Source organism: Nocardia wallacei (assembly GCF_029869545.1).
GTDB classification, from domain to species: domain Bacteria; phylum Actinomycetota; class Actinomycetes; order Mycobacteriales; family Mycobacteriaceae; genus Nocardia; species Nocardia wallacei_A.
Genome location: NZ_JARWQD010000116.1, coordinates 99,933 through 120,401 on the forward strand (window position 1 = coordinate 99,933; position 20,469 = coordinate 120,401).

Sequence of the window (20,469 nt, forward strand, 5' to 3'; positions counted from 1 at the left end):
GCTGTCATGACGCACGACATCAACGGCATTCACCATTGCGGCATCCTCACACGGGATCTGGACAGTCTGGAACGACGCTTCGCGTCGCTCGGCTTTACCCTCAGTCCCCGGTCGCGCCACTTATTGAGTGAAGGACCCGGCACGGAACCGATACCCGGCTGCACGGCCAACCGATGCGCACTGTTCGGGAACTCCTACATCGAGCTGCTTGGCATAGTCGACGAGGACGCGCCCGATCCGTGGCACACCCGGACCATGCCGGACGGTTTCCGGATCCTCAACTTCGACACCGGCGACGCCGAGGTCACCCAGCAGCGGATCACCGCCCTCGGCCTGCACACCTCCGGAGTCCTGGACCTGGAACGCGAGGTGGACACCGAGAACGGGCCACGGATGATACGTGCCCGCGCCGTGCACGTCGACCCGCGGACGACCTCCGAGGGGTACGTGGGCATTGCCCAGCACCTCACCCGCAAGTACGTGCATCAGTCGCGATACCTCAACCATCTGAACGGCGCACGCGGTCTCAGCGCCGTGCTGATTGTCGCCGATGACGATATCTTCGATGGACTTGTCGGGCGGTATGCCGGACTCCTGGGCGCGCCCCCGCGTTCCGACGGCACACTCACCGTCGTGGAGATGGCGGCCGGACGGGTGGAGCTCGTACGGTCCTCGATGGCCGAGGTGCTGCTGCCCGGTGAGCCCGTGCCTGCCCCTTCGTATCTGGCTGCAATGACGATCGCGGTGGAGGACGTCGCTGCCGCCCGAGCTATCGTCGGACGTGCCGGCACACCGACCCGGCCCACAGACAACGGCGGCTTCTTCGTATCTGCGCGTGACGCATTCGGCGCCGGCCTGTTCTTCACCGCAGCTACCGACCGATAATCCGGCCTCTGGTGCCGTCGCCGTCCTGGGCCTGTCGCCGACGGAGGTCGATCCAGACGCACAAGTCGAGGCCATCGGATCGAACGTCAGGCCAATCCTGATCGGCAGCACCAAGGACGAAGCAGCGGCCTTTTGCCGCGCTCAATTGTCTCTAGCCGGCGCACGGCACGTCCCCACTCACTTTGCTCGATTGATGCAAGAAGGACTGATCCACAGGTAAAAAACCGATACCTAGAGGGCGTGTTCGCGCCCATCGAACAAGAACACACCCTGACCCGCCTGGAGGTGGTCGGCACAATCCCGGAGTATCTGGACGGCCGATATCTACGCAACGGCGCCAATCCGGTCTGAGACCTCGATCCGGCCTTCTATCACTGGTTCGTCGGAGACGGGATGGTGCACGGCATCCGTATCCGGGGCGGTCGGGCCGAGTGGTACCGCAATCGGTGGGTCCGGGGGCCGGAAACCTCCGTTGCACTGGGTGAGGACCGGGTGCTCGGCAACAACGCAACCGGTATCGGTGCCAACACGAACGTAATCAGGCACGCCGGGCGCACCCTCGCGCTGATCGAAGCCGGTGGCACATCGGTCGAGTTGAGCCATGAGCTGGACTCCATAGGGATCTGCGACTTCGGCGGGACGATCCGAGGCGGCTACACCGCACACCCCAAGCGGGATCCGGTAACCGGTGAACTGCATGCGGTCTCCTACGCCTTCGACCGCGGAAATACGGTGCAATACACCGTCATCGGCACCGACGGCCGAGCGCGACGGACCGTCGACATCGAGGTCACCGGGATGCCGTTGATGCACGATTTCTCAATAACCGACGATCACATCGTGCTGTACGACCTTCCGGTCACTCTTGATCCGCACCAGATGGGGGCACTATCCGATCAAGAAGGCCTGTTCGCTGGCGCACCGATGTCGGAACCGGCCCGGCTGGTTCTTTCCGCGATGATCGGCCGAATCCGGGTACCCGACCCGATCCGCGCGAGTCGGCCACGCGACCTCCGCCTGCCTTACGGCTGGAATTCCCGCTACCCGGCACGGGTAGGGATCATGCCCCGCGAGGGTGGCAACGACGACGTCCGCTGGTTCGAGATCGAGCCTTGCTGGGTGTTCCATCCGATGAACGCCTACGACGACGGGGACACCGTCGTCCTCGACGTCGTCCGATATCCGGTCATGTTCGACCGGGACCGCACCGGTCCCGAGGAGGGATCACCGACCCTGGATCGGTGGGCGATCGATCTGGCCGCAGGCACCGTCCGCCAGAACCGCCTCGACGATCGCGCGCAGGAGTTCCCACGCGTTGACGAACGCAAGGTGGGCCGACGCTACCGGTTCGGCTACGCACCAGCGGTCGGCCCGGGCGCCGCTCCGGGATCCGCCCTGCTTAAACACGACCGGCTCCGCGACACCACCACCGCCCGTTTCTTCGGCCGACACGCGCGGGTGGGCGAGTTTGTTTTCGAACCTACAGCGCCGGACGCAGCCGAGGACGAGGGGGTGCTGATGGGGTTCGTCCATGACACCGCATCCGACCGCAGCGAACTGGCGATGCTGGACGCGGAAACGCTGGAGACCGTCGCCTCGATCAAACTGCCCCATCGGGTCCCGGCCGGATTCCACGGCAACTGGATCCCAGGCGGTCGGTGAGATCCCACGACAACCAATCCCTCAATCCCGTAAGGAAACAATATGTTCGACACTCTGGCACTACTTCTGATTTCGAGCGTGATCTTCCGCGCGCTCGGTGCCTTCGGCGTATCACGCTTCACCGACTGGCGAACGGCACTCGCCCACGGCCTCGCCTTCATGATGGCCGTCACGGGCATCGCCCACTTCATGCCGGACACCATCGACATCATGCCCAGCCACGACGACCTGGTCACCTTGGTGCCCGGTTACGTCCCGGCCCCGGACTTCATGGTGTATGCAACCGGGGTCCTCGAACTACTCGGCAGCGTGGGACTGATCGTAGGTGCCACACGGGCCATCGCCGGAGTCAGTCTTATTGGGCTGTACATCGCGATGTTCCCGGCCAACCTGCACTCTGCGCTCAACGACGTCATGCTCAACGGCGACCCCGCTGTCCCGCTGTGGTTCCGAATTCCCGAACAGATCGTCTTCATCGCCGCGGCAATGACTGCGATCACGAGCAGACCTTACCGCTGGGCACGCAACTCGGCGTGGTTCCGTATCTCAGGGGACTCCAGCGGTCGATCCATATGCCGACGTGAGCCTCGTACACCATGATTCCCGCCGCTAAATCGGCTCGGAGCCCGGCATCGTCACGATCAAATTCGCGAATCGTGGTCACCCGCTGGTTGATGGTCGTGGCGCCCGCCGGCGGGCCTGTTTTGACCGGGCTCCGGTACGAGGGCTAGCGTCTAGTGCATGAACACCGCAGCTCTTGTTGCGGTAAGGCAAAACGTGACCTGTTCCCTGATGGCGCACCCTCACGAAGCCCTGGCACCCACACTGCCAGGGCTTTCATCGTTTCGAGAACTCTGCTGTCCATCGTCTATCGCCCGTTGGCCTGGATGATGACCGCGGTGGTGGTGAATCCCATGGCGATGTTGACGATGAGGGCGTAGTCGCCGGGGGTGAGGGGGATGTTGTGGTGTATGTGAGCGAGGTTGGCGAGGAGGTCTCCGGCGCCGAGGTGGCCGGTGTCGGCGGTGAGTTGCAGGGGCCGGGGTAGGCCGGTGGGGAGGGCGGGGTAGAAGACGCGGCGGAGCAGAGTGCGGCCGAGCCGGGTGAAGGCGACGGCGCGGATGCGGGGATCGCCGGGGGCGAGTCCGGCTTGATCGAGGGCCTGGGTGACGGCGGTGGTGATGCAGGCGCGCATCGCGGGGATTGCCTCGGGACGCAAGGTTTTTCCGTGTGGCCGTTGGTGGATGGGATTGCCGGGGGCGAAGTCGGCGAAGAATTGCAGCTCGGCGTCCGGGCGCCCGGATGAGGCGACCGCGGCGATGGTGAGGGGGCGGCGGGTGGTGTCGAGGACAGCGGCGGTGGCTCCGTCTCCGAGGAGGATGCCGCGGGCCGCGCGGTCGATCCATCGGGTGTGCGGGTCGTCGTCGAAGATGTCGGCGGTGGCGACGAGGGCGGTGCGATAGCGGCCGGTTCGGAGAAGGGCGGTGGCGGTTTCGACGGCGGCGCCGCCGCCGTTGGACATCTGCTGGACGCCGAGCGCGGTGGCGTGGTGCGCGCCGAGCAGGCGGGCGAGCCGGGCGTGGGGCATCGGTACCTGGTCGCCTTGATGGTGAATCCATGCGTAGACGACCAGGTCGATGTCCTCCGGCGGGTGTCCGCTCTGCCGCAGTGCCGCTTCGGCCGCGGGCACGGCCAGGTCCTCGACCGGGTTGCCCCGTGCGACGGGTACCTGTTCGTAGCCTTCGAAGTCGCATGTGGCAGCGTCGGTTTCGGGGATTCCCACGCTCCGGGCGGTCTGGTGGGTGGCGGGTAGGTGGGTGGCGGTGGCTGCGATGCCGAGGGTGGGCACGGTCACTGCTTGCCCGCCACCGTGGTGGTGATGAGATCGACGAGGTCGCCGACGGTGGTAACGGTGAAGACGGTGTCGTCGTCGAGGCTGATGTCGTAATGGTCCTCGATGCGGGTGATCAGGCGCATGAGTTTGACCGAGTCGATCGAGGACAGTTCGGAGATGCTGTCGCCGGGGCGGACCTCGCTGTCGAGTTCGGTGCGGAACGCGGCGAGGACCGTGTCGGCGATCTGGTCGGTGGTCGGGGCATCGTTGCGGGTCACGGCAGTCTCCTCATTTCGGTGATGAACGACATGAGATCGTCGACGTCGGGGTCCCCGGGGGAATCGATGAGGTCGCGGACGAGATGGCCGACCGGCTCGTAGGCATCGGTGACGTCGAACCGGACACTCTTGGGCGCGCAGAGCGACCATTTCCAGTAGTCGGTCAGCGACGCGGTCAATGGCATTTTGAAGTTCTCGAGGACGTGCTTGAGATGCGGGATGGTGCGCGTGCCGTGCCGGCGCACATAGGCGGCAACGAGATGGCGATACAGGGAGAAATGCCGGGCTTCGTCGCGGCCGAGCCGCTGCAGCAGATCACGCAGCACCGGTTCGCGCGCGACCGCATGGAAACGCTGGTAGAACAGGTGCGTCGCCTTCTCCTGCACCATCGTGTAGACGAAAGCCTCGAGGGGATTGTCGGGCAGTTCCTGGAATTGCTTGCGCCCCTCGACGGCCAGTTCGCGCAGCAGGTCCTCCTCGTCGGCGAGGCCGGATGCGGTCTGGTAACGGGTGAGCGCCGAGGCATGGCGCTCCTCGTCGTAGGCCCACGCGACCAGGAACCGGAAGTATTCCCGGTTGCCGCAGAACTGTTCGAGGTCGATGTCCTCGCCGGTGACGGGGAAGTTGTCCAGCAACGAGGTCACGTATCCGGGGATGTGATCCTCGATGAATGTGGTGAAACGGATGACGAACTCGTCGGACTTGGTGAGTGCCTCGGGTTGTATTGCGTCCCACCGCACGTCGGCCAGGCTCCAGCCGCGGTCGGCTCCTCGCTGCACCGCCGGCTCGACAGCGGCCCGAATGTCCATGAACGGCAGACCTTGCAGCGGTTCGCCTGTGCCGGAGCGGGGTTCGTGACGGTCTGTCGCGGTATCGGGTAGCGATGTCATGGTTCGGCTCCGATCTCGGATGTGCGGACGGTGACGGGCACGCGGGCGAGGCCGTGGCACAGCACGGTGTCCGACCACGGCAGCCGATCGGCCGGTTCGGCCACACTCAGCCGCGGGGCGTGCCGGGCGAGTGCGACGAGCACGGTCTGGATCTCCAGGCGGGCCAGTTCAGCGCCTGCACAGTGGTGGCGTCCATGCCCGAACGCGAGGTGCGGGGGTCCTTCCCGGCCGGGTATCAGCCGGTGTGGGTCGGGATAGACCTCCGGGTCGTGGTCGGCGGTGTCGACGGCGGCCAGCACGATGTCGCCGACGTCGAGGCGGGCGCCGAGCAGGGTCATCGGGTGCGGTGCGAATCGCCATGTCGCCAGCGGCGCAGAGGATTGCAGCCGCAGCAGTTCCTCGGTCACGTCGCAGGCTGCGGTGGGGTCCGCGGCGACGGTTGCGGCGAGGCCGGGGTCCTCGAGCACGGTGACCGCGGTGCGGGCGAGCACCGACACGGTGTTGATCGTGTTCGCGGTGATGAACTGCCGGACAACTCCGAGTGCGTCGCGCAGGCCGATCGTCCCGTTCTGCCAGGCGGCAGCCGCCGCCCCGGCGAGGTCGTCGGTGTCGGCGCCGGTCCGGTCGGCTCGCCGGCGCAGCAGGTCGGTCAGCAGGGTTTGCAGGTCGGCGGAGGCGCGCATGTAGTCGGGGTCGCGAGGGTGGACTGCGCCCAGCAGTGTTCGGCTGCCCGTCAGCACTGTCCGATCCGCCGTAGCGGGAATGCCGAGTACGCGGCAGATGGTCGTGTTGGCGAGGGGTTCGAACAGCTCGCCGACCAGTTCGCCGCCGCCGTGCTCGATGATCGCAGCCAGCAGGTCGTCGGTGGTGGTCTCGATATGCGGGCGCCAGTGCTGCACTGCGCGACGGGAGAGGAAGGGCTTGCTGATGCGCCGCAGTCGCGTGTGGTCGGCGGCGTCGGAACTGATGAGATGCCTTCCGCCGAGCGAGTATCCGTCCTCCGGATAGCGGCGGCCGCGGAACGGATGCACACCGGGCGGCAGCCGGAGCGGGTCCTTCACCAGTTCGTCGTTGTCCAGCACCTGCCGGACATTGTGGTATCCGGTGACGACCCACGCCGGGAGGTCGTCGAACATGATCGCTCGATCGATGGGGCCGGGCAGGCTCGCGAGTACGGCGTGGATATCGCGGGAACATCCGTGCGGGATGGTCGCGACCGGTGCGTGATCGGTACTTGGTGCGGCATCGGCGGTTTCAGGTTTCATGTCTTCGTACCTCGCAATGGGGGTCGGCGGATCGACGGTGCGCGGCGAGCCGTTCGGCGGCAGCCAGCCGCTGCCATTTGCCGCTGGTCGAACGGGTCAGAAAATGCGGCGGGACCGGGTGCACGGCGATGCGCGCCGTGCCGATCCCGGCCGCGACGTGATCGCGAATCCTGTTGATCAGCAGGGGATGCTGGTTCTCGGGCAGCTCGGTCTCGGCGATGAGGCCGATCCGCTCACCGTCGCCGACGGCGTTGTCCGCGAAGGCCACGACATGCCCGTGATAGACACCCGGCACCCGGCTGGCCAGCTGTTCGGCATCGGTCGGAAAGTAGTTGCAGCCGTGCACGATCACCATCTCCTTGGTCCGGCCGCCCACGTACAGGTCACCGTCCAGCCGGAACCCGAGATCTCCGGTGCGCAACCAGCCGTCGTCGAACAGCTCGGCCGTGGCGTCGCCGTTGCGGTAATACCCCGTCGTGACCGCCGGGCCGCGCAACTGGATCTCCCCGAGCCGCCCCGCGGGGCATTCGGACCCCTCGGCGACGATGCGGACCTGCATCCCGGACACCGGCCGACCCACGCAGACCAGACCGACCGCGGAGCGGTCCGACCGATCTACCACGTGGACAACGCCTTTCGTGCCGAGCCGTTCGCGGTCGACCCAGCTGGTCCGTGGCACGGACCCCGGCGGGGGGAACGAGATCGCCAGGGTCGACTCGGCCATCCCGTACACCGGATACATCACCGACGGCGCCACCCCCGCCGGCGCGAACGCCTTCGCGAAGTTCTCGACGGTGACCGGCGATATCGGCTCGCCGCCGTTGAACGCCAGCCGCCAGCTCGACAGGTCGAGCTCGCGTCCGGCCGCGGCGCCGATCAGCAGGTCGTAGCTGAAGTTCGGGCCGGTGCTGAGTGTCCCCCCGGTCTCGGCGATCAAGCGCAGGAAGTTCTCCGGGTGGCGGATGAACTCGCGCGGCGCCGTCGCGTAGGTGGTGCCGCCGTTGAGCACGCTGGTCAGCATGCCGAACAGGCCCAGGTCGTGATAGGGCGGTGTCCACTGCACCCAGACGTCCGCGGGAGTCATCTCCGCGGACGCCGCGATCGCGGCCAGCCCCGCCAGTACGTTGCGGTGAGTCAGCATTACTCCGCGGGGTGCCATGGTGCTGCCGGAGGTGTATTGCACCACCGCCAGATCGCCGTCGCCGACCCGGGGTAACCCGCCCGCCCCGGGGCGATTCACCGACGCGGGGGCCACCTGCAGACCGGGACGCAGCCCAGCCAGCTCGCCCGCCACCGCCGCGTAGCGGTCGGCGCAGACGACCGCTCGCATATCGCACGCTTGCACCAACGGCAGCAGCCGCCGTGCGTTCGCCCGCGCGTCTGCGGTTCCTACCGGCAGCACCGTCGCCACGGCGCCCGCTCGGATACTGCCCAGCAGCGCCACCAGCAGTTCGGCCCCGATCGGCAGCAACAGCCCGACGACCTCGCCGGGCCGGATACCTTCGCCGATCAGGCCGTGTGCGAACCGGGTCGAGGCCGACTCCAGATCGGCCGACGTCAGGGTCTGCCGCAGGTGGGGGAAGGTCGTTTCGGCGTGCGGGTGGTCGCGGGCGATCCACGACACAGCCTCGGGCACCGTCGACGCTCCCCACGCGTCCGAACCGTACATGCACCAAGATATACCCGAACGGAAGCAATGAATAAACCGGTGCGGCAACATAATTCGCGGCAACATTGCGAAATATCCGACATTACAAACTATTTGGTTCACTCTGTCGAGAAGACAGCCGAATCCTGTTATGCCCCAGCAAGTTTAGAATCCCATACGAGTACATTCACTCGTAAAGGCGGGTTGCGGCGCCGCCGGGGTCGGTGAATCCGTCCTGGTTGTCAACGTAATCGGTTGCGGTGAAACATGTTTCGATGTCACGTCACGGGCGGCAGGGAACGTGCCGGAGCGTGGCCGTGACGCGTTTGCAGGCCCGTTGCAGTACGCAACCCGCCCTACGCGTGGGGTTCTCTGCCAGCGGCGTACTCCTGAACATGGTGTTCGGCGGGGCGATGGGCACATCGCTCGGTCAGACGTCGATACCCCACCGCAGTCGACGCTCCGGGTCCAGTGCCCGGCGCATGATCTGCACCTGCGCGCGATTGTGCGCGAAGCAACGATCCACGGTGTCGCCGGGTTGGACGTGGTTGAGGTAGCCGCCCGCGGAATGGGGGCCCAGGGCACGGTTCGCGGAACCGATCCAGCGATGAGCTTCGGCAGGCGGATCGGGGGTCCTGACGATCCACTCCACGGCCGCGGCGTGGGAGCGCCAAGGAAATGCGGTGGCCCCCGGTGCCGTATCCCGGATGGCCCCGTCGATCGGCTCGATCGACACGAGGCCGGACGCACCGACGCGGGATCGGTCCGTGATCGCGTCGACGATGACGTCGGCAACGGCGGGCGACAGGTGCTCGACGACGTCGGCCCCGGCGACCCTGGTCATACCCGGAGTGGGTTTGTCCCGGCCGATATCCTGCATCGCGTCCAAGTGCGACAGGGTGCGCTCATCCTGGGCCGTGGGGGTGGTCGCCGCCGCGGCGATCAGTTCCGCGGCGGTCCTGGCTCCGGCGCCGGCCGGGCAGACGATCAGCACCTCGCACCGTATGCCGTCCGCCGCGACGATATCGACCCTGGCGTAGACGGCACGGTCGGCGGCGGGCATCCACTGCGCCCAGCCGGTGAGCACGCGCGCCGCCCTGTCCCCCGGGAAGGTAAGCCGTACAACATCTTTCGATGTCGCAGGTATGGCCCGGTAGGTCAGTGAGGTGACAATCCCCGTGGCACCGCCCGCGCCCCGCAGCATCCAGAACACCTCCGGCGCCTCGGTTGCCGATGCCCGCATCGGGTCTCCGTTCGGCAGCACGAGATCCGCCGCGACCAGTCGGTCGCAGGTCATTCCGTAGCGGCGTGCGTCGACGCCGAGGCCGCCGCCGAGGGTGAGGCCGACCAGTCCGAGGCTGTGGCAGGTGCCGGTCGGTAGCGCCAGGCCCGACCGTGACAGCTCGCTCTGCGCCGCGAAGGTCGTGATCCCCGCGCCGACGGTCACCCGGTCGGCGTCGACGGTGACGCCGTCGAGCGCACGGACATCGACGACGAGCGCGCCGGTGGTCGCGGAGGCGCCGACGAACGAGTGCCCGCCGGAACGGGCCGCGATCGGAAGTCCGTGGTCGCGCGCGAAGGTGACGGCCACCCGCACATCCTCCGGCACGGCTACTCGGACCACGCCGACCGGAGCATTTCCGTCGAAACGCGAATCGAAGAGCTTCTTCGCCGACCCGTAGTCCGGCTCGCCCGACAGTACGAGCGCCCCCTGCAACCGCCGTCGCAGCCCGTCCCATGCCTTCGGGTCGACAGTCGCCGCGGCAATCCCGGACGAGATCACCCCCGCGCTCCCAGCCACCACCAAACCGCCCGCGCCGTGGAGCAACGAACGCCGCGACATCGACAAAACCATCACGCTCCCTATCGGAATGACACACGGACAGTGCAGATTCGATGCGGCGACACGCCTGGATGAACAGGTCTACTACCGCCACTCGCGAAGAAGATAGCTGAACGACATCGGGCAACATAAACCCACCACATCCTGGCCGTATGACCAGGCACAGTGAATTCACGTGCCGCCGTTGCCCTTCGATTGCCGGATGATCGGCGCAGCCGGACTGGCAACCACGATCGCGCTCGGACGAACTGCCGACGCCCATCCCGCGTCGGATACGGGTGCGGCGGGCACGAATAGGAACCAGCTCCGCACCCGTGTCGCGGGCCGGGTGCTCGTTCCGGGCGACAACGATTACGGACCGGCGAAACAGATCTCCAATACTCGATTCGACCCCCGGCCGCGACGTCTCGCCCCGATCTGTTCTGGGCTCTGCGCGGCGCGGGTGCCTATGTCGGCATAGTCACCTCGCTGACCTACCGCACTGTGCCCGCCATCTCGAAAGACGTTGCAGTCCTGTCGTTTCCGGGATCGACGCAACGGTCTGCTGTCTGGTCTACTGCACCGACCCCGACGACCATCGCCTGTCGGTGCTGGCCTCGGAAGTTCATCGGGTACTGCGCCCCGGCAGTACATTCTCGCCGACCTCAACCCGGACGCTACCGGTGTACAGTTCTCGACCCTGCGGTACGGCGAGCCGCTCACCGGCGCTGGCTTTCCGCTCCCCGCCATCGACCTTCCCGCCCTCTCGCAACCAGCGCATCGCGCCGATTCCCGTATCGCGCCTTATATGGTCCTCACTACGCACGCAGCAATACGGCAACGGTCTCGGAATTGACCGTCAGCGGACCACGACCCGCGTGCGCCCGATGTTCCGGGCACGGACGTATGGCGTGTTGCTGATGTCGTCTGGTTGCGAGGCGGATTCGTGTCTCGAGGGGAACGGGTTCGCCCGCGGAGATATCGATGCGCTGCTGGCCGTGACTGTCGAGAGACGTGCGCGGGTGTGGTGTGGGCGATTTTCACCATTCGGTCCGCCCGAGGCCCTGTGTTAGTGTTTTTGCGCTCTCGTGGCAGTGGGAGGTGCTGCGCCTCCATGGTTTTCGCGTGTACGCACGCCCGAAGCAACCAGATGACGATGTCCGCGCTCACCTGCGTCGCATCCCAGGATATTCGGACGCGGGCAGTCGTACCCTCGAGCACCACTCCGGCCGGGCCTGGTTTCGAAAACCGCTGGCCCGGAATGCAATTGCTCGACAACCGAGGAAGACGGCAGTTCATCCGTCGATACAGCGCCCAAGGGAGTCGTATGGTCATACCGGTTTCGCTGTCGGGGTCCTTGTGGGTCGCCTTCGAGCTGGCGACCCGATTCGTCGTGGGCGGATTCCTGATCGCCCGGGGCGTGGGAATGCTGACCTCGACCTCCGCCTGGCGGCAGGTATGGTTCGCCGCGCACCAATTGCTGCCCGCGCCGCTGGTTCGACCGGTCGCGCGACTGCTGCCGGTCGCCGAAATGCTGGCGGGAATCTCGTTGCTGCTCGGTGTGTTCGGCGCCGCTTCGGCGATGGCGGCGGCTATCGTATTGGCGTCGACCACCGTGGCGGCCGGTGTAGCGCTACGGCGCGGGCTCGTTCTGTCCGGTGGAAGTTTGTGCCGGCTGCAGCCGCTACTTTCCCCATATGCGTTGCTGCGCAACATCTTCTTGATCGTCGCGCTCGGGACAGTCGTGGCACACGGCAGCTTCACCCTGGCACTGAGCGCCGTGGACCCGTGGACGCAGGCACTCACGCTGACAGTCGCGATGGGGGCGGCAGGTGCAGCGATCTCGATGACACGCCGTGCACAGCGGCAGCGGCTTCTCGCCGACGTCGCAAGCACTCGATGAAAGGAGAATTCAATGGTTTCGCGTCGCAATCTCTTCCGCTACACCGGCGTGGCCGCTGCGGCGGCGGCCGCCACCGTGGTTTTCCCGGAACTCGCCAGCGCCGAGACATTGCAGCGCCAGCAGGGTTACCGGATGGGAAGCCGAAAACGACAGGGATACGGGACGTACGGGTACGGCTACGGGAACGATGTCGCATACGGCCGTATCTACGGCGACGGCGACGTTGCGTACGGTCGCATCTACGACGACGGCAACAGTGTCGGCGGCAGCATCCATGGGCACCACTGAAACCTTGCCTGACGTCCTCGAATCCAGTCGTGCCGACAGACAAGCGCAGGAAACCCCACGGCGGCCGGTGTCGCGGCACCGGCCGCCCGGCGGGGCGCGCATTACTTTCGTCGGTGACTTCACAGGAAATGACGGCCGGACCAACGAATACTTGGCACGCGGTATGCATCATGCCGGGGCCCGGCTCAGTGTGGCGCCACTGACGCCGGATCTGGACGGCCGTTCCAGCGAGCTCCGTCGCCTGGTCGCGGAATCGTCGGCCACCGTGGACGGTCCGGTGTTGTATTCCGGAGCGCTCGGCCGGCCGGAGTTCCGCTGCCTGCCGGGGACGGATCTGTTCGCATACACCACCTGCGAGAGTTCACGCATCCCCTCGCGGTGGGCCGCGCACCTCGATCGGACCCGGGCCGTGATCACGCCGACGCGGTTCGCGGCGAACGTCTTCCGTACCAGCGGAGTCACCGCACCGATCTATGTCGTGCCCGACGGCGTCGACCCCGAGACCTACCGCTACCAGGAACGGTTCGGCAACAAGGGGCTCACCACCCTGATGTTGCGGCCCACGGAACCGCATACCAATACCGACCAGGGCATCGCCGCATGGCAGGCAGCGTTTCGCGACGACCCGGACGCCCGGCTCATCATCAAGGCATGGCAGGGCTGGCCGAGCTGTCATCTGGCGGCCGATCCACGAATTCACGTCGACACACTGAAGGGCCCCTACCGACGCGCCGCCCGGTGGTATGCCGAGGCCGACGTGTTGCTGGCACCGGACAACGAGAATTCGGGCACGATGCTGCTCGAGGCGATGGCGTCGGGTCTGCCCGTCATCGCCCTGGATTCCGAAGGACAATCCGATATCTGCCGCGAGGCAGGCGAATTGGTCCTGCCGATCGAGCCGGTGACCTGGCGCCCGTTCCTGGATCCCGAGGACGGTGAGTGCCACGGCGTCACCGGGGTCCCCGGATCCCGTGACATCGCGACGGCACTGCGGTGGGTGGCCGACCACCGGGGCGAGGCGGCCGAACTCGGCCGGAAGGCGTCGACATGGGTCCGCGAGCATCGAGATATCCGGGACTGCGGCGCCGACGTGCTCGCCGTCATCGCCGAACACACCCGCACGCGGCGGGCGGTGCACCACGCACGGTCCTCGGCACCGGCTCGACCGCTCCGCCCGACTGCGGCCGCCGCGCCCCCGGCGGCCCCGGCCCTGACGACGACCGTGCGCGACGGCCGTCCACCACTGTGGAGTTTCCAGCCCGATCAGCGGGCGTCGCTCGGCGTGGTGACGCTGTGGGATCCCAATATCGACGCGTGGGCACGGCAGCATGCGGAAGACAAGCGTGCCTATTGCGAGCGGCACGGATTCGCCTTCTACGGCTATACCGATGTATTCACCACCGACCGGGCGCCGCACTGGTCGAAGATCCCCGCGGTGCAGCAGCACCTGGCCGACCACGACTGGGTGTTCTGGACCGACGCCGACGCCGCGATCACGAATTTCGATTTCGATCTGCGGGACTTCTGCGACGACGAGTACGACCTGGTCGTCACCCACGACGAACTCGGTCTCAACTCCGGCAGCATGCTCATCCGCAATACCGAGGCCGCCCGGCACTTCCTGCGCCGAGCGTGGATTCAAGACGTTTCCGACCTGTTCTACGAACAGGCGGCGATGGCCCGGGCGATCGCGCTGCTACCGCAGCTGCGGGTCAAGGTGCTGGAGAAGCGTTCGATGAACAGCTTCTGGAACGAGCACCGGCGCGGCGACTTCATCATGCACGCGGCGGGCCAGCCGACGGCGGCCAAAATCCCTCTGCTGGAAGCCTTTCGGGCTCATGCGTGCGGTCGTCCGAGCAGCACGGCGCGGTGATGGCACATCTGGGGTCGCGTCCGGCCGGTGTGCTGATTCTGGCCTCGCTGGTTGCCGCCACCGTGGCGCTCGCCGCCCCCGTTCGCGCCGATCGGCCGCAGGAGCGCGACGTGATCGCGCAGATGTTCGGATGGAACTGGCGATCGATCGCGCGAGAATGCCAGGAGACGCTGGGCCCGCTCGGGTACGGGGCGGTGCAGACGTCTCCCCCGCAGGAACATCCGGTGGTGCCGGAGCTGGGTTTTCCTTGGTGGCAGAGCTACTCCGCGGTGTCCTACTCGCTGGACAGCCGCTGGGGCACCCGGGACGAGTATGCGAGCATGGTGCGCAGCTGTCACGACGCCGGGGTGCAGGTCTATGCCGACGCGGTCGTCAACAACATGTCCGGCAAGGAAGGCTGCGGGACCGGCAGCGCGGGCACGCGATACTGCCACTTCTCGTATCCGACGGTCCCCTACGACATCGACGACTTCCATCACTGCGGCCCGCCCGACGATGCGAACCTGGACTATGGGAACCGCTTTCAGGTCCACAACTGCCAGTTCTTCGGAATGGCGGATCTGGCGACCGAGGACGACGCGGTTCGCGACAAGATCGCAAACTATCTCGACGACCTGCTCTCACTGGGCGTCGACGGGTTCCGTATCGATTCGGCGAAATACGTGCCCCCCGAGGATCTTTCGGCGATCCAGCGACGACTCGACAGACCCGCATACGTCTACCAGGAGGTCCCCGGTGGGCCGGGAGCCGTACAGCCGGACGAATACCTGAACACCGGCGACGTCATGGATCTGCACTACGCCGCGAGCCTGAGTTCGATCTTCCGGCACGGAAAGCTGGCGCAGCTGGGGGACTTCGGATCGGCGCTCCCCTCGGGCCGGTCCGTGGTGTTCGCGGCCAATCACGACACCGAGCGCACCGGCGCCACGCTCACCGCCGCCGACGGTGACAGCTACGTCCTGGCCAACGCCTTCATGCTGGCCTGGCCGTACGGCAGGCCGAAGGTATTGAGCGGCTACGCATTTGCCGCTTATGACCAGCCGCCGCCGTCCGATCCTCGCGGACACGCACTCGACGCGGTCTGCGGCGTCGGGCAGTGGCGGTGCGAACACTCGCGGCCGGGTATCGCGGGCATGATCGGCTTCCGGGGGCAGGTGGGCGACTCGCCGGTGGTCCGCTGGTCCGACAACGGCGCGAACCTCATTTCCTTCGGGCGCGGCAGCTCGGGCCACGTAATCCTCAACGGCGAGGCCACCCGCGCACCCGGCGGCGTTTATCGCACATCACTGCCCCCGGGCCGCTACTGCGATGTCATGCACGGCTTGCTGCGCTCCGGTTCCTGCACCGGCCCCACCTACGAAATCGACAGTGCGGGCGAGTTGCACGCCGACATCGCTCCTCACTCCGGGATCGCCCTGCACACGGGCGCGACCGTCTGATATCGGTACGTTCCATACGAATGCGGCGGGTACAAACCGCAAGGGCTTGTACCCGCCGCGCAACCGTGTCGGCTACCGACTCTGCCGACCGCCTCGCCCCTCGTCCTGGTATTGCCCCCGCGGATAATCCTTGCCGTTGCCGATGCTGTTGTCCCCGTTGGTGTATCCGCTGTCGTCGGAGTAACCGGCCCGGTCCGGCCGCAGTCCCTGTTGTGGCTGTCGGCTGTAGTCTTCCAGGCCCCTGTTGCCGCCGAACGCATTGGCGACCTGGTCGGCTACCTGAGCGATCAACCGGGCCGTGCCCGCGATCTTCTCCGCGTCGATGTCACCGAACACTTCGGTGATCGGGTCGGAGGACCGAGCGTCGGCGAGTCCGGACACCGAACGGCCCGGGGCCGAAGCGGAATCCGCCTGGGCGGGAGCCGCCGTACAGAGCGTGGCCGACACCGCGGCCAGCCCCAGCATGGCGGTGATCATGGATTTCTCGAAATGCATACCTGTCCTCCAGTAGTGATCGGATTCGGTCTGAAACGGGCCCTGGATCACGGGAAACATGTAGCGCGGCCTACAGCAATCTGATCAGCATCGCCTGAACCGCCGCTCGGAGATATTCGGTGGTCGCACTGTCCAGCAGAAGCGTCCGGCGGCCGCCGTAGAGCAGGCCCGCACCCTCCGACAGGATGAGCAACCAGGTGAGACCGCGGCCGGTTCGAGCCCGCTCCTCGAGGACCACCGACGGGTCGCGCGGCACCACCGGTTGCGGTGCCGGGCCGGAGGTTTCGTCCGGCGGCTCGATCGACGGCGCGGGTATCGCGACCGGCGGAGGGAGGGCGGCCTCGGTCCGGTCGTCGACCGGTGGGTGCGGCCGGGGCATCGCGTCGTGCGGCTGCGGCGGCGCGGGTGCCGGTCGGACGCGGGCCAGAGCGGCGAACCAGTCGGCGACGAACCGCGCCGGGGTGTGCCCGGCGGCGGACATGACCGCGACGGCGTAGGCGCCGTGCTGGATGACGGTGTCGCGATACTTCGCCCAGTTGTCGACGGACACCAATTCGGCATTATCACTGACCAGACGACCGATCGCATCGAAGACCTGCGTGATGATCTCCCGGGTCTTCGGCGCGGGCGAGCGGGTCGGGGCGGTGGCGAATACCTTGCGGGCCACCAGCGCCAGGCCACCGAGGGGGTTGTCGGCCGCGGTGGCGGCGATCTCGCACAGGTCCTCGGGGGTGAGGACCGCGCCCAGGATGCCGGTCAGGGTGTTGACGGCGATGGTGGCGATCTTGAGCAGCGACGGTTGCCCGTCGCGGTCCTCGAGGAGTGCGCGCGGATCGGACTCCTCGGCGAGCCGTTGGCTCAACGACTTTCCCGACAGCATCAGCGTGCCCGGGGTGTATCCGTGCAGGTCGTGCTGCACGACTCCGGCGGCGGTTTCGTTGACCGTTCTGGTCACGGCCTCCGCGATCGAGGAGAGCGCGGCCAGCGGGTCGTCGGCCGGTAGCTGGGACTGCCCGGCGATGTTGACCAGCATGTGCAGGATCGGTGCCGTGGTCGGGGCGTCACAGGCGAGATCGCCGGGGACGCACAGCGACGCGACACGACCGGTGAGGGAACCGAAATCGTCGGCGAGGTCGCGGACCGGCCCGATACCGCCGCCCGAAACGGTCGCCGGAGCTCCGATCAGGTCGGCGAGGCCGTCGGCGATCGTCCCCGGTGGCGGGTCCGGCGTGTGCTGCCCCGGAGCGCCGGGGAACAGCGGCGCACCGGGGATGCGGGTGGGATCGCCCAGCAGAGCGACGGCCGCGACCCGGTCGGCGGGTATCGACGACCGCCCACTGCCGATGTCACGGGCGAAAAGCGAAACGATATGGGCGCCTTGCGAATACCCCGTCATCGCCAATCGGGTGCCGGGGCAGCGATCGGCAACGGACTCGGCCATCGTCCGCAGCCGCTCGAGACCGCCGAGGACCGACTGCATGTAGGAGACGTTCCCGCCCGGAACGGCGCCGCCGAAGCCCGCGTCGTAGGGAACGTAGGCCCGTTCGATCCGATTCGGCTCGGCGGCGAGCATCGGGGCGAAGACGTTGGCGAGCATGCCGCTGTCGGTGGTGGGAGACGCGTCCGGCGACGACTGTCCCGTGCCCTGCACGCCGAGGGCGTACAGGGCCGGGCAGCGGCCGGGATGCGCGGCGGCTCCGGGTTCGGCGTGCACCGGTGCGGCACACACGCCCGAGATGGCCACCCCGCCTCCCGCGATGAGAATTCCGATCAGCCGAACGGCTGCTCCATGAAACAGGATTCGACGCAATGTCCCCGCCTTCATGCGATGCTGAGTTCCGGTCGCCTCTGTCATCGGCCCGCTGGTGCGTGCGGGCGAGGGACGCTATAGCTCGGCGAGCAGGGCGTTGGTTCCGTCCAGGGCTTCATCGATGGACGGTCGAATCTGGTCCGGCGGGAGTTCGAAGCCGTACCTCCCGGTGTCGCGCAATTCGACGGTGAGAGCAGGAATTCCCTTGGTGCCGTACAACCAATCCGGAAGACCGCCGCCCACCGGATACAGGACCTCGGGCGCCGATCCGCTCCGGAAGCGCGTGCCGTGCGATCTGCTCATCGCATCCGCCACCAGGTCGGCGACCGCCGCGAGTTGCTCCCGATCAGGTGCGGGAACGGAGCTTCGGCCCTCCGGATAGGCGACAACCTGATGGAAGGAGTGAAAGTCGATGGCCGCACCGATATTCCGGGGCCCGATGAAACCGCGGAGGGCACGGGTTTCCGGTTCCGAGAATGCCGACGGACCGGCGTAGTTCTCGTCGCAGGGGTCGTCGCTGGCTCCGGCCTCGCTCCAGTTGTAATCGAAGTTGCGATTCAGGTCGACCCCCCGGCACGGGCCCGAACGATTCGGGCCACTGCGATTCTTGCGCCACATCCGGTGATCGGGATCGGTCGGGTCGTCCGGGGTGAACGTGTACTCGTAGCCGTCCGGATTCACCAGCGGCACAATGTCGATCGGGTGGGTATCGATCAAGCGCTTGATAGCGGGGTCGGTCGAATATCCGTCGGCGTACCGGTTCGCCAGCCCCATGCACACCGCCACCGAGATCCATTCCCTGGCGTGCTGGCCGCAGGTGATCAGCAGCCGCGGCGCGCCACCACCGAGTTCCCCGATCGTGAGTGCGGGAATGTCGCGCCCCTGCACGCTGCGGCCGATCGATCCGAGATGCATCAGGCCAGGATTCCGGGCGACGACGGTCGCCAGCCGGGCGACGGTCTCGGCGTAGGGGTGATAGGCGTCATCGTACGAATCGGCAGCGGCCGCGCCGACTCCCGCGGTCGAACTCAAAGCCGCACAGGTCGATACGGTGACCACGCAGCGGGTGAAGCGGCCAACGAATTTGGGCATCGAATCCACTTTCCAGCCGTCCCGGACAAGGAGTTGCGCAGAATGACAACGGCGGCGGGTACAGCTTCCGGACAAGGACCGCTGTACCCGCCGCGACATCCCGGGCCGGTTTACCCGGAGCTGTTCCTGGAGTTCTGGATATCCTTGGAGTAGGAGGCCCCGGGTTCCTCCTCCACCGGATCGTCCTCGTCCTGAATCTGTTTCGCGTCCGACTGAGACCTACAAATGTAGGTGGAGCGTGCGGCGTCCTGCGCGTAGCAGTGAACGTCCTTGTACTGCTGGTTACTGTCATCGACATAGCTCTGGTTCCCGGATCGCGACTGCCCGCCGCCGATACCACAGGCATCTCGGGACCGCGAGGCGTCCCGGGAACCGTTGACGCCGCAGACGTCTCGGCTGTTCTGGGTGTCGCGGTAATAGACGTCCCCGTCGTCGTCCGGACGCTGGAAGCGGGTGGTCGCGCCGCCGCTGCCGCTGTCACCGGATCCACCGAGAAGCGACTCGAGGAGGCCGGTGTCTTCGGCGCCGTCGACGACCTGAGCCAGATACTGCCCTTGCTGCTTCGACTCGCCCTTCGAGGACGATGCCGAATTCTGCTGCACGGAAGTCAGGCCGACTGCACCTGCGCGCACGCCTTCGGCGCTCGCTGTACCTGCCATCGCAATAGCGGCCGACAGCGCGGCGATGCCGACGCCGACGGCGAGAAGTGATCGTGAGATTTGCACTTTTCCTCCGGATCGGTGGGCCGTGAACGTTTCGTCGCGCCGAATCAGAGCAGCACGCCGACCAGGTCGGGAACAACGTTCAGTACGTCGACGAGCAGGCCGACGACGCCGTTGACGAGAGTGGAGACGAGACCCATGATGAATTCCTTTCGGTGGTTTGTTGTGCAGTCGATTGACCAATTCACTCAGGGCTGCGTCGCGACGTTTCCGAGAAGCGAAGCGAGGCAGGCGCCTTCATCAGTGAGTCGGCGGCCGCGGTCCGTCCGACGTCGACGCAGAGCGTGACACATCCAGAACAAAACGAGCGTCATTTGAGTATTCGAAGCAACGCGTGTCACCGGATTGGGTTTGCGGCAACATAATTCGACCGTGCCAGCGAACGTGTCACAGTAGAAGCTCTGAGACAGCAACGAAATTGGGCCGTGACCTTATGATTTGTGTTGCACCCCTTGGATTGCTACGGTCGCCAGCTAGTATTTCGCGCTCGCTCGAGCGATAAGAACCCCTCTGCGGATCACAACAGGAGCAACCAATGTTGAGTGGTGTCTTCGGCGTGGTAC

At 66.6% G+C, this 20,469-nt stretch carries 16 protein-coding genes and 1 pseudogene; 7 read left to right on the forward strand and 10 right to left on the reverse strand.

What is annotated here, in order from left to right; all coding sequences use genetic code 11:
- Positions 1–6: 6 nt before the first annotated feature.
- From QH290_RS09040 to QH290_RS09050, 3 genes and pseudogenes are all read left to right on the forward strand, one after another.
- Positions 7–885: a VOC family protein gene (locus QH290_RS09040; RefSeq protein ID WP_280382537.1), complete on the forward strand. Its 879-nt coding sequence runs from the start codon at positions 7–9 to the stop codon at positions 883–885.
- Between the two features lie 189 nt (positions 886–1,074).
- Positions 1,075–2,547, forward strand: a pseudogene (locus QH290_RS09045) (carotenoid oxygenase family protein).
- Between the two features lie 42 nt (positions 2,548–2,589).
- Entirely contained in the window at positions 2,590–3,147 is a 558-nt protein-coding gene (locus tag QH290_RS09050; protein ID WP_280382538.1) for a DoxX family protein, read from the forward strand.
- Between the two features lie 268 nt (positions 3,148–3,415).
- Here the strand turns inward: QH290_RS09050 and QH290_RS09055 are convergent, their stop codons facing one another.
- From QH290_RS09055 to QH290_RS09080, 6 genes are all read right to left on the reverse strand, one after another.
- A complete protein-coding gene (locus QH290_RS09055) occupies positions 3,416–4,402 on the reverse strand; it encodes a ketoacyl-ACP synthase III family protein (RefSeq protein WP_280382539.1) in 987 nt (328 codons plus the stop codon).
- Entirely contained in the window at positions 4,399–4,659 is a 261-nt protein-coding gene (locus tag QH290_RS09060; RefSeq protein WP_280382540.1) for an acyl carrier protein, read from the reverse strand. Before QH290_RS09060 ends, QH290_RS09055 begins: the two co-directional genes overlap by 4 nt.
- Positions 4,656–5,468: an acyl-ACP desaturase gene (locus QH290_RS09065; protein WP_280382541.1), complete on the reverse strand. Its 813-nt coding sequence runs from the start codon at positions 5,466–5,468 to the stop codon at positions 4,656–4,658. The genes QH290_RS09060 and QH290_RS09065 overlap by 4 nt, the downstream gene beginning before the upstream one ends.
- 77 nt (positions 5,469–5,545) lie before the next feature.
- Complete coding sequence (locus tag QH290_RS09070; RefSeq protein ID WP_280382542.1) at positions 5,546–6,814, reverse strand: cytochrome P450; 1,269 nt, start codon at positions 6,812–6,814, stop codon at positions 5,546–5,548.
- The gene (locus QH290_RS09075) at positions 6,804–8,450 is read right to left on the reverse strand and encodes an AMP-binding protein (RefSeq protein ID WP_280382543.1); all 1,647 of its coding nucleotides are present in this window, start codon (positions 8,448–8,450) and stop codon (positions 6,804–6,806) included. Before QH290_RS09075 ends, QH290_RS09070 begins: the two co-directional genes overlap by 11 nt.
- Positions 8,451–8,892: 442 nt before the next feature.
- Positions 8,893–10,305, reverse strand: a complete 1,413-nt coding sequence (locus QH290_RS09080; RefSeq protein ID WP_280382544.1) for an FAD-binding oxidoreductase — start codon at positions 10,303–10,305, stop codon at positions 8,893–8,895.
- Between the two features lie 1,240 nt (positions 10,306–11,545).
- Here QH290_RS09080 and QH290_RS09085 point away from each other — a divergent pair.
- The 4 genes from QH290_RS09085 to QH290_RS09100 all read left to right on the forward strand — a co-directional run bounded on the left by QH290_RS09085 (position 11,546) and on the right by QH290_RS09100 (position 15,787).
- Entirely contained in the window at positions 11,546–12,187 is a 642-nt protein-coding gene (locus QH290_RS09085) for a MauE/DoxX family redox-associated membrane protein (RefSeq protein WP_280382545.1), read from the forward strand.
- A gap of 12 nt (positions 12,188–12,199) precedes the next feature.
- Positions 12,200–12,475 (forward strand): hypothetical protein, encoded by a 276-nt coding sequence (locus tag QH290_RS09090; RefSeq protein ID WP_280263258.1) that lies wholly within the window; start codon positions 12,200–12,202, stop codon positions 12,473–12,475.
- A gap of 151 nt (positions 12,476–12,626) precedes the next feature.
- Complete coding sequence (locus tag QH290_RS09095) at positions 12,627–14,348, forward strand: glycosyltransferase (RefSeq protein ID WP_280382546.1); 1,722 nt, start codon at positions 12,627–12,629, stop codon at positions 14,346–14,348.
- Complete coding sequence (locus QH290_RS09100; RefSeq protein WP_280263262.1) at positions 14,318–15,787, forward strand: alpha-amylase; 1,470 nt, start codon at positions 14,318–14,320, stop codon at positions 15,785–15,787. Before QH290_RS09095 ends, QH290_RS09100 begins: the two co-directional genes overlap by 31 nt.
- Positions 15,788–15,859: 72 nt before the next feature.
- On the opposite strand, the gene QH290_RS09105 is transcribed toward QH290_RS09100, so the two are convergent.
- From QH290_RS09105 to QH290_RS09120, 4 genes are all read right to left on the reverse strand, one after another.
- Positions 15,860–16,282: a hypothetical protein gene (locus tag QH290_RS09105; RefSeq protein ID WP_280263264.1), complete on the reverse strand. Its 423-nt coding sequence runs from the start codon at positions 16,280–16,282 to the stop codon at positions 15,860–15,862.
- Between the two features lie 70 nt (positions 16,283–16,352).
- Positions 16,353–18,026, reverse strand: a complete 1,674-nt coding sequence (locus QH290_RS09110; RefSeq protein ID WP_280382547.1) for a cutinase family protein — start codon at positions 18,024–18,026, stop codon at positions 16,353–16,355.
- A gap of 141 nt (positions 18,027–18,167) precedes the next feature.
- Complete coding sequence (locus tag QH290_RS09115) at positions 18,168–19,184, reverse strand: M14 family metallopeptidase (RefSeq protein ID WP_280382548.1); 1,017 nt, start codon at positions 19,182–19,184, stop codon at positions 18,168–18,170.
- Between the two features lie 110 nt (positions 19,185–19,294).
- Positions 19,295–19,909, reverse strand: a complete 615-nt coding sequence (locus tag QH290_RS09120; RefSeq protein ID WP_280382549.1) for a hypothetical protein — start codon at positions 19,907–19,909, stop codon at positions 19,295–19,297.
- Between the last annotated feature and the right edge of the window lie 560 nt (positions 19,910–20,469).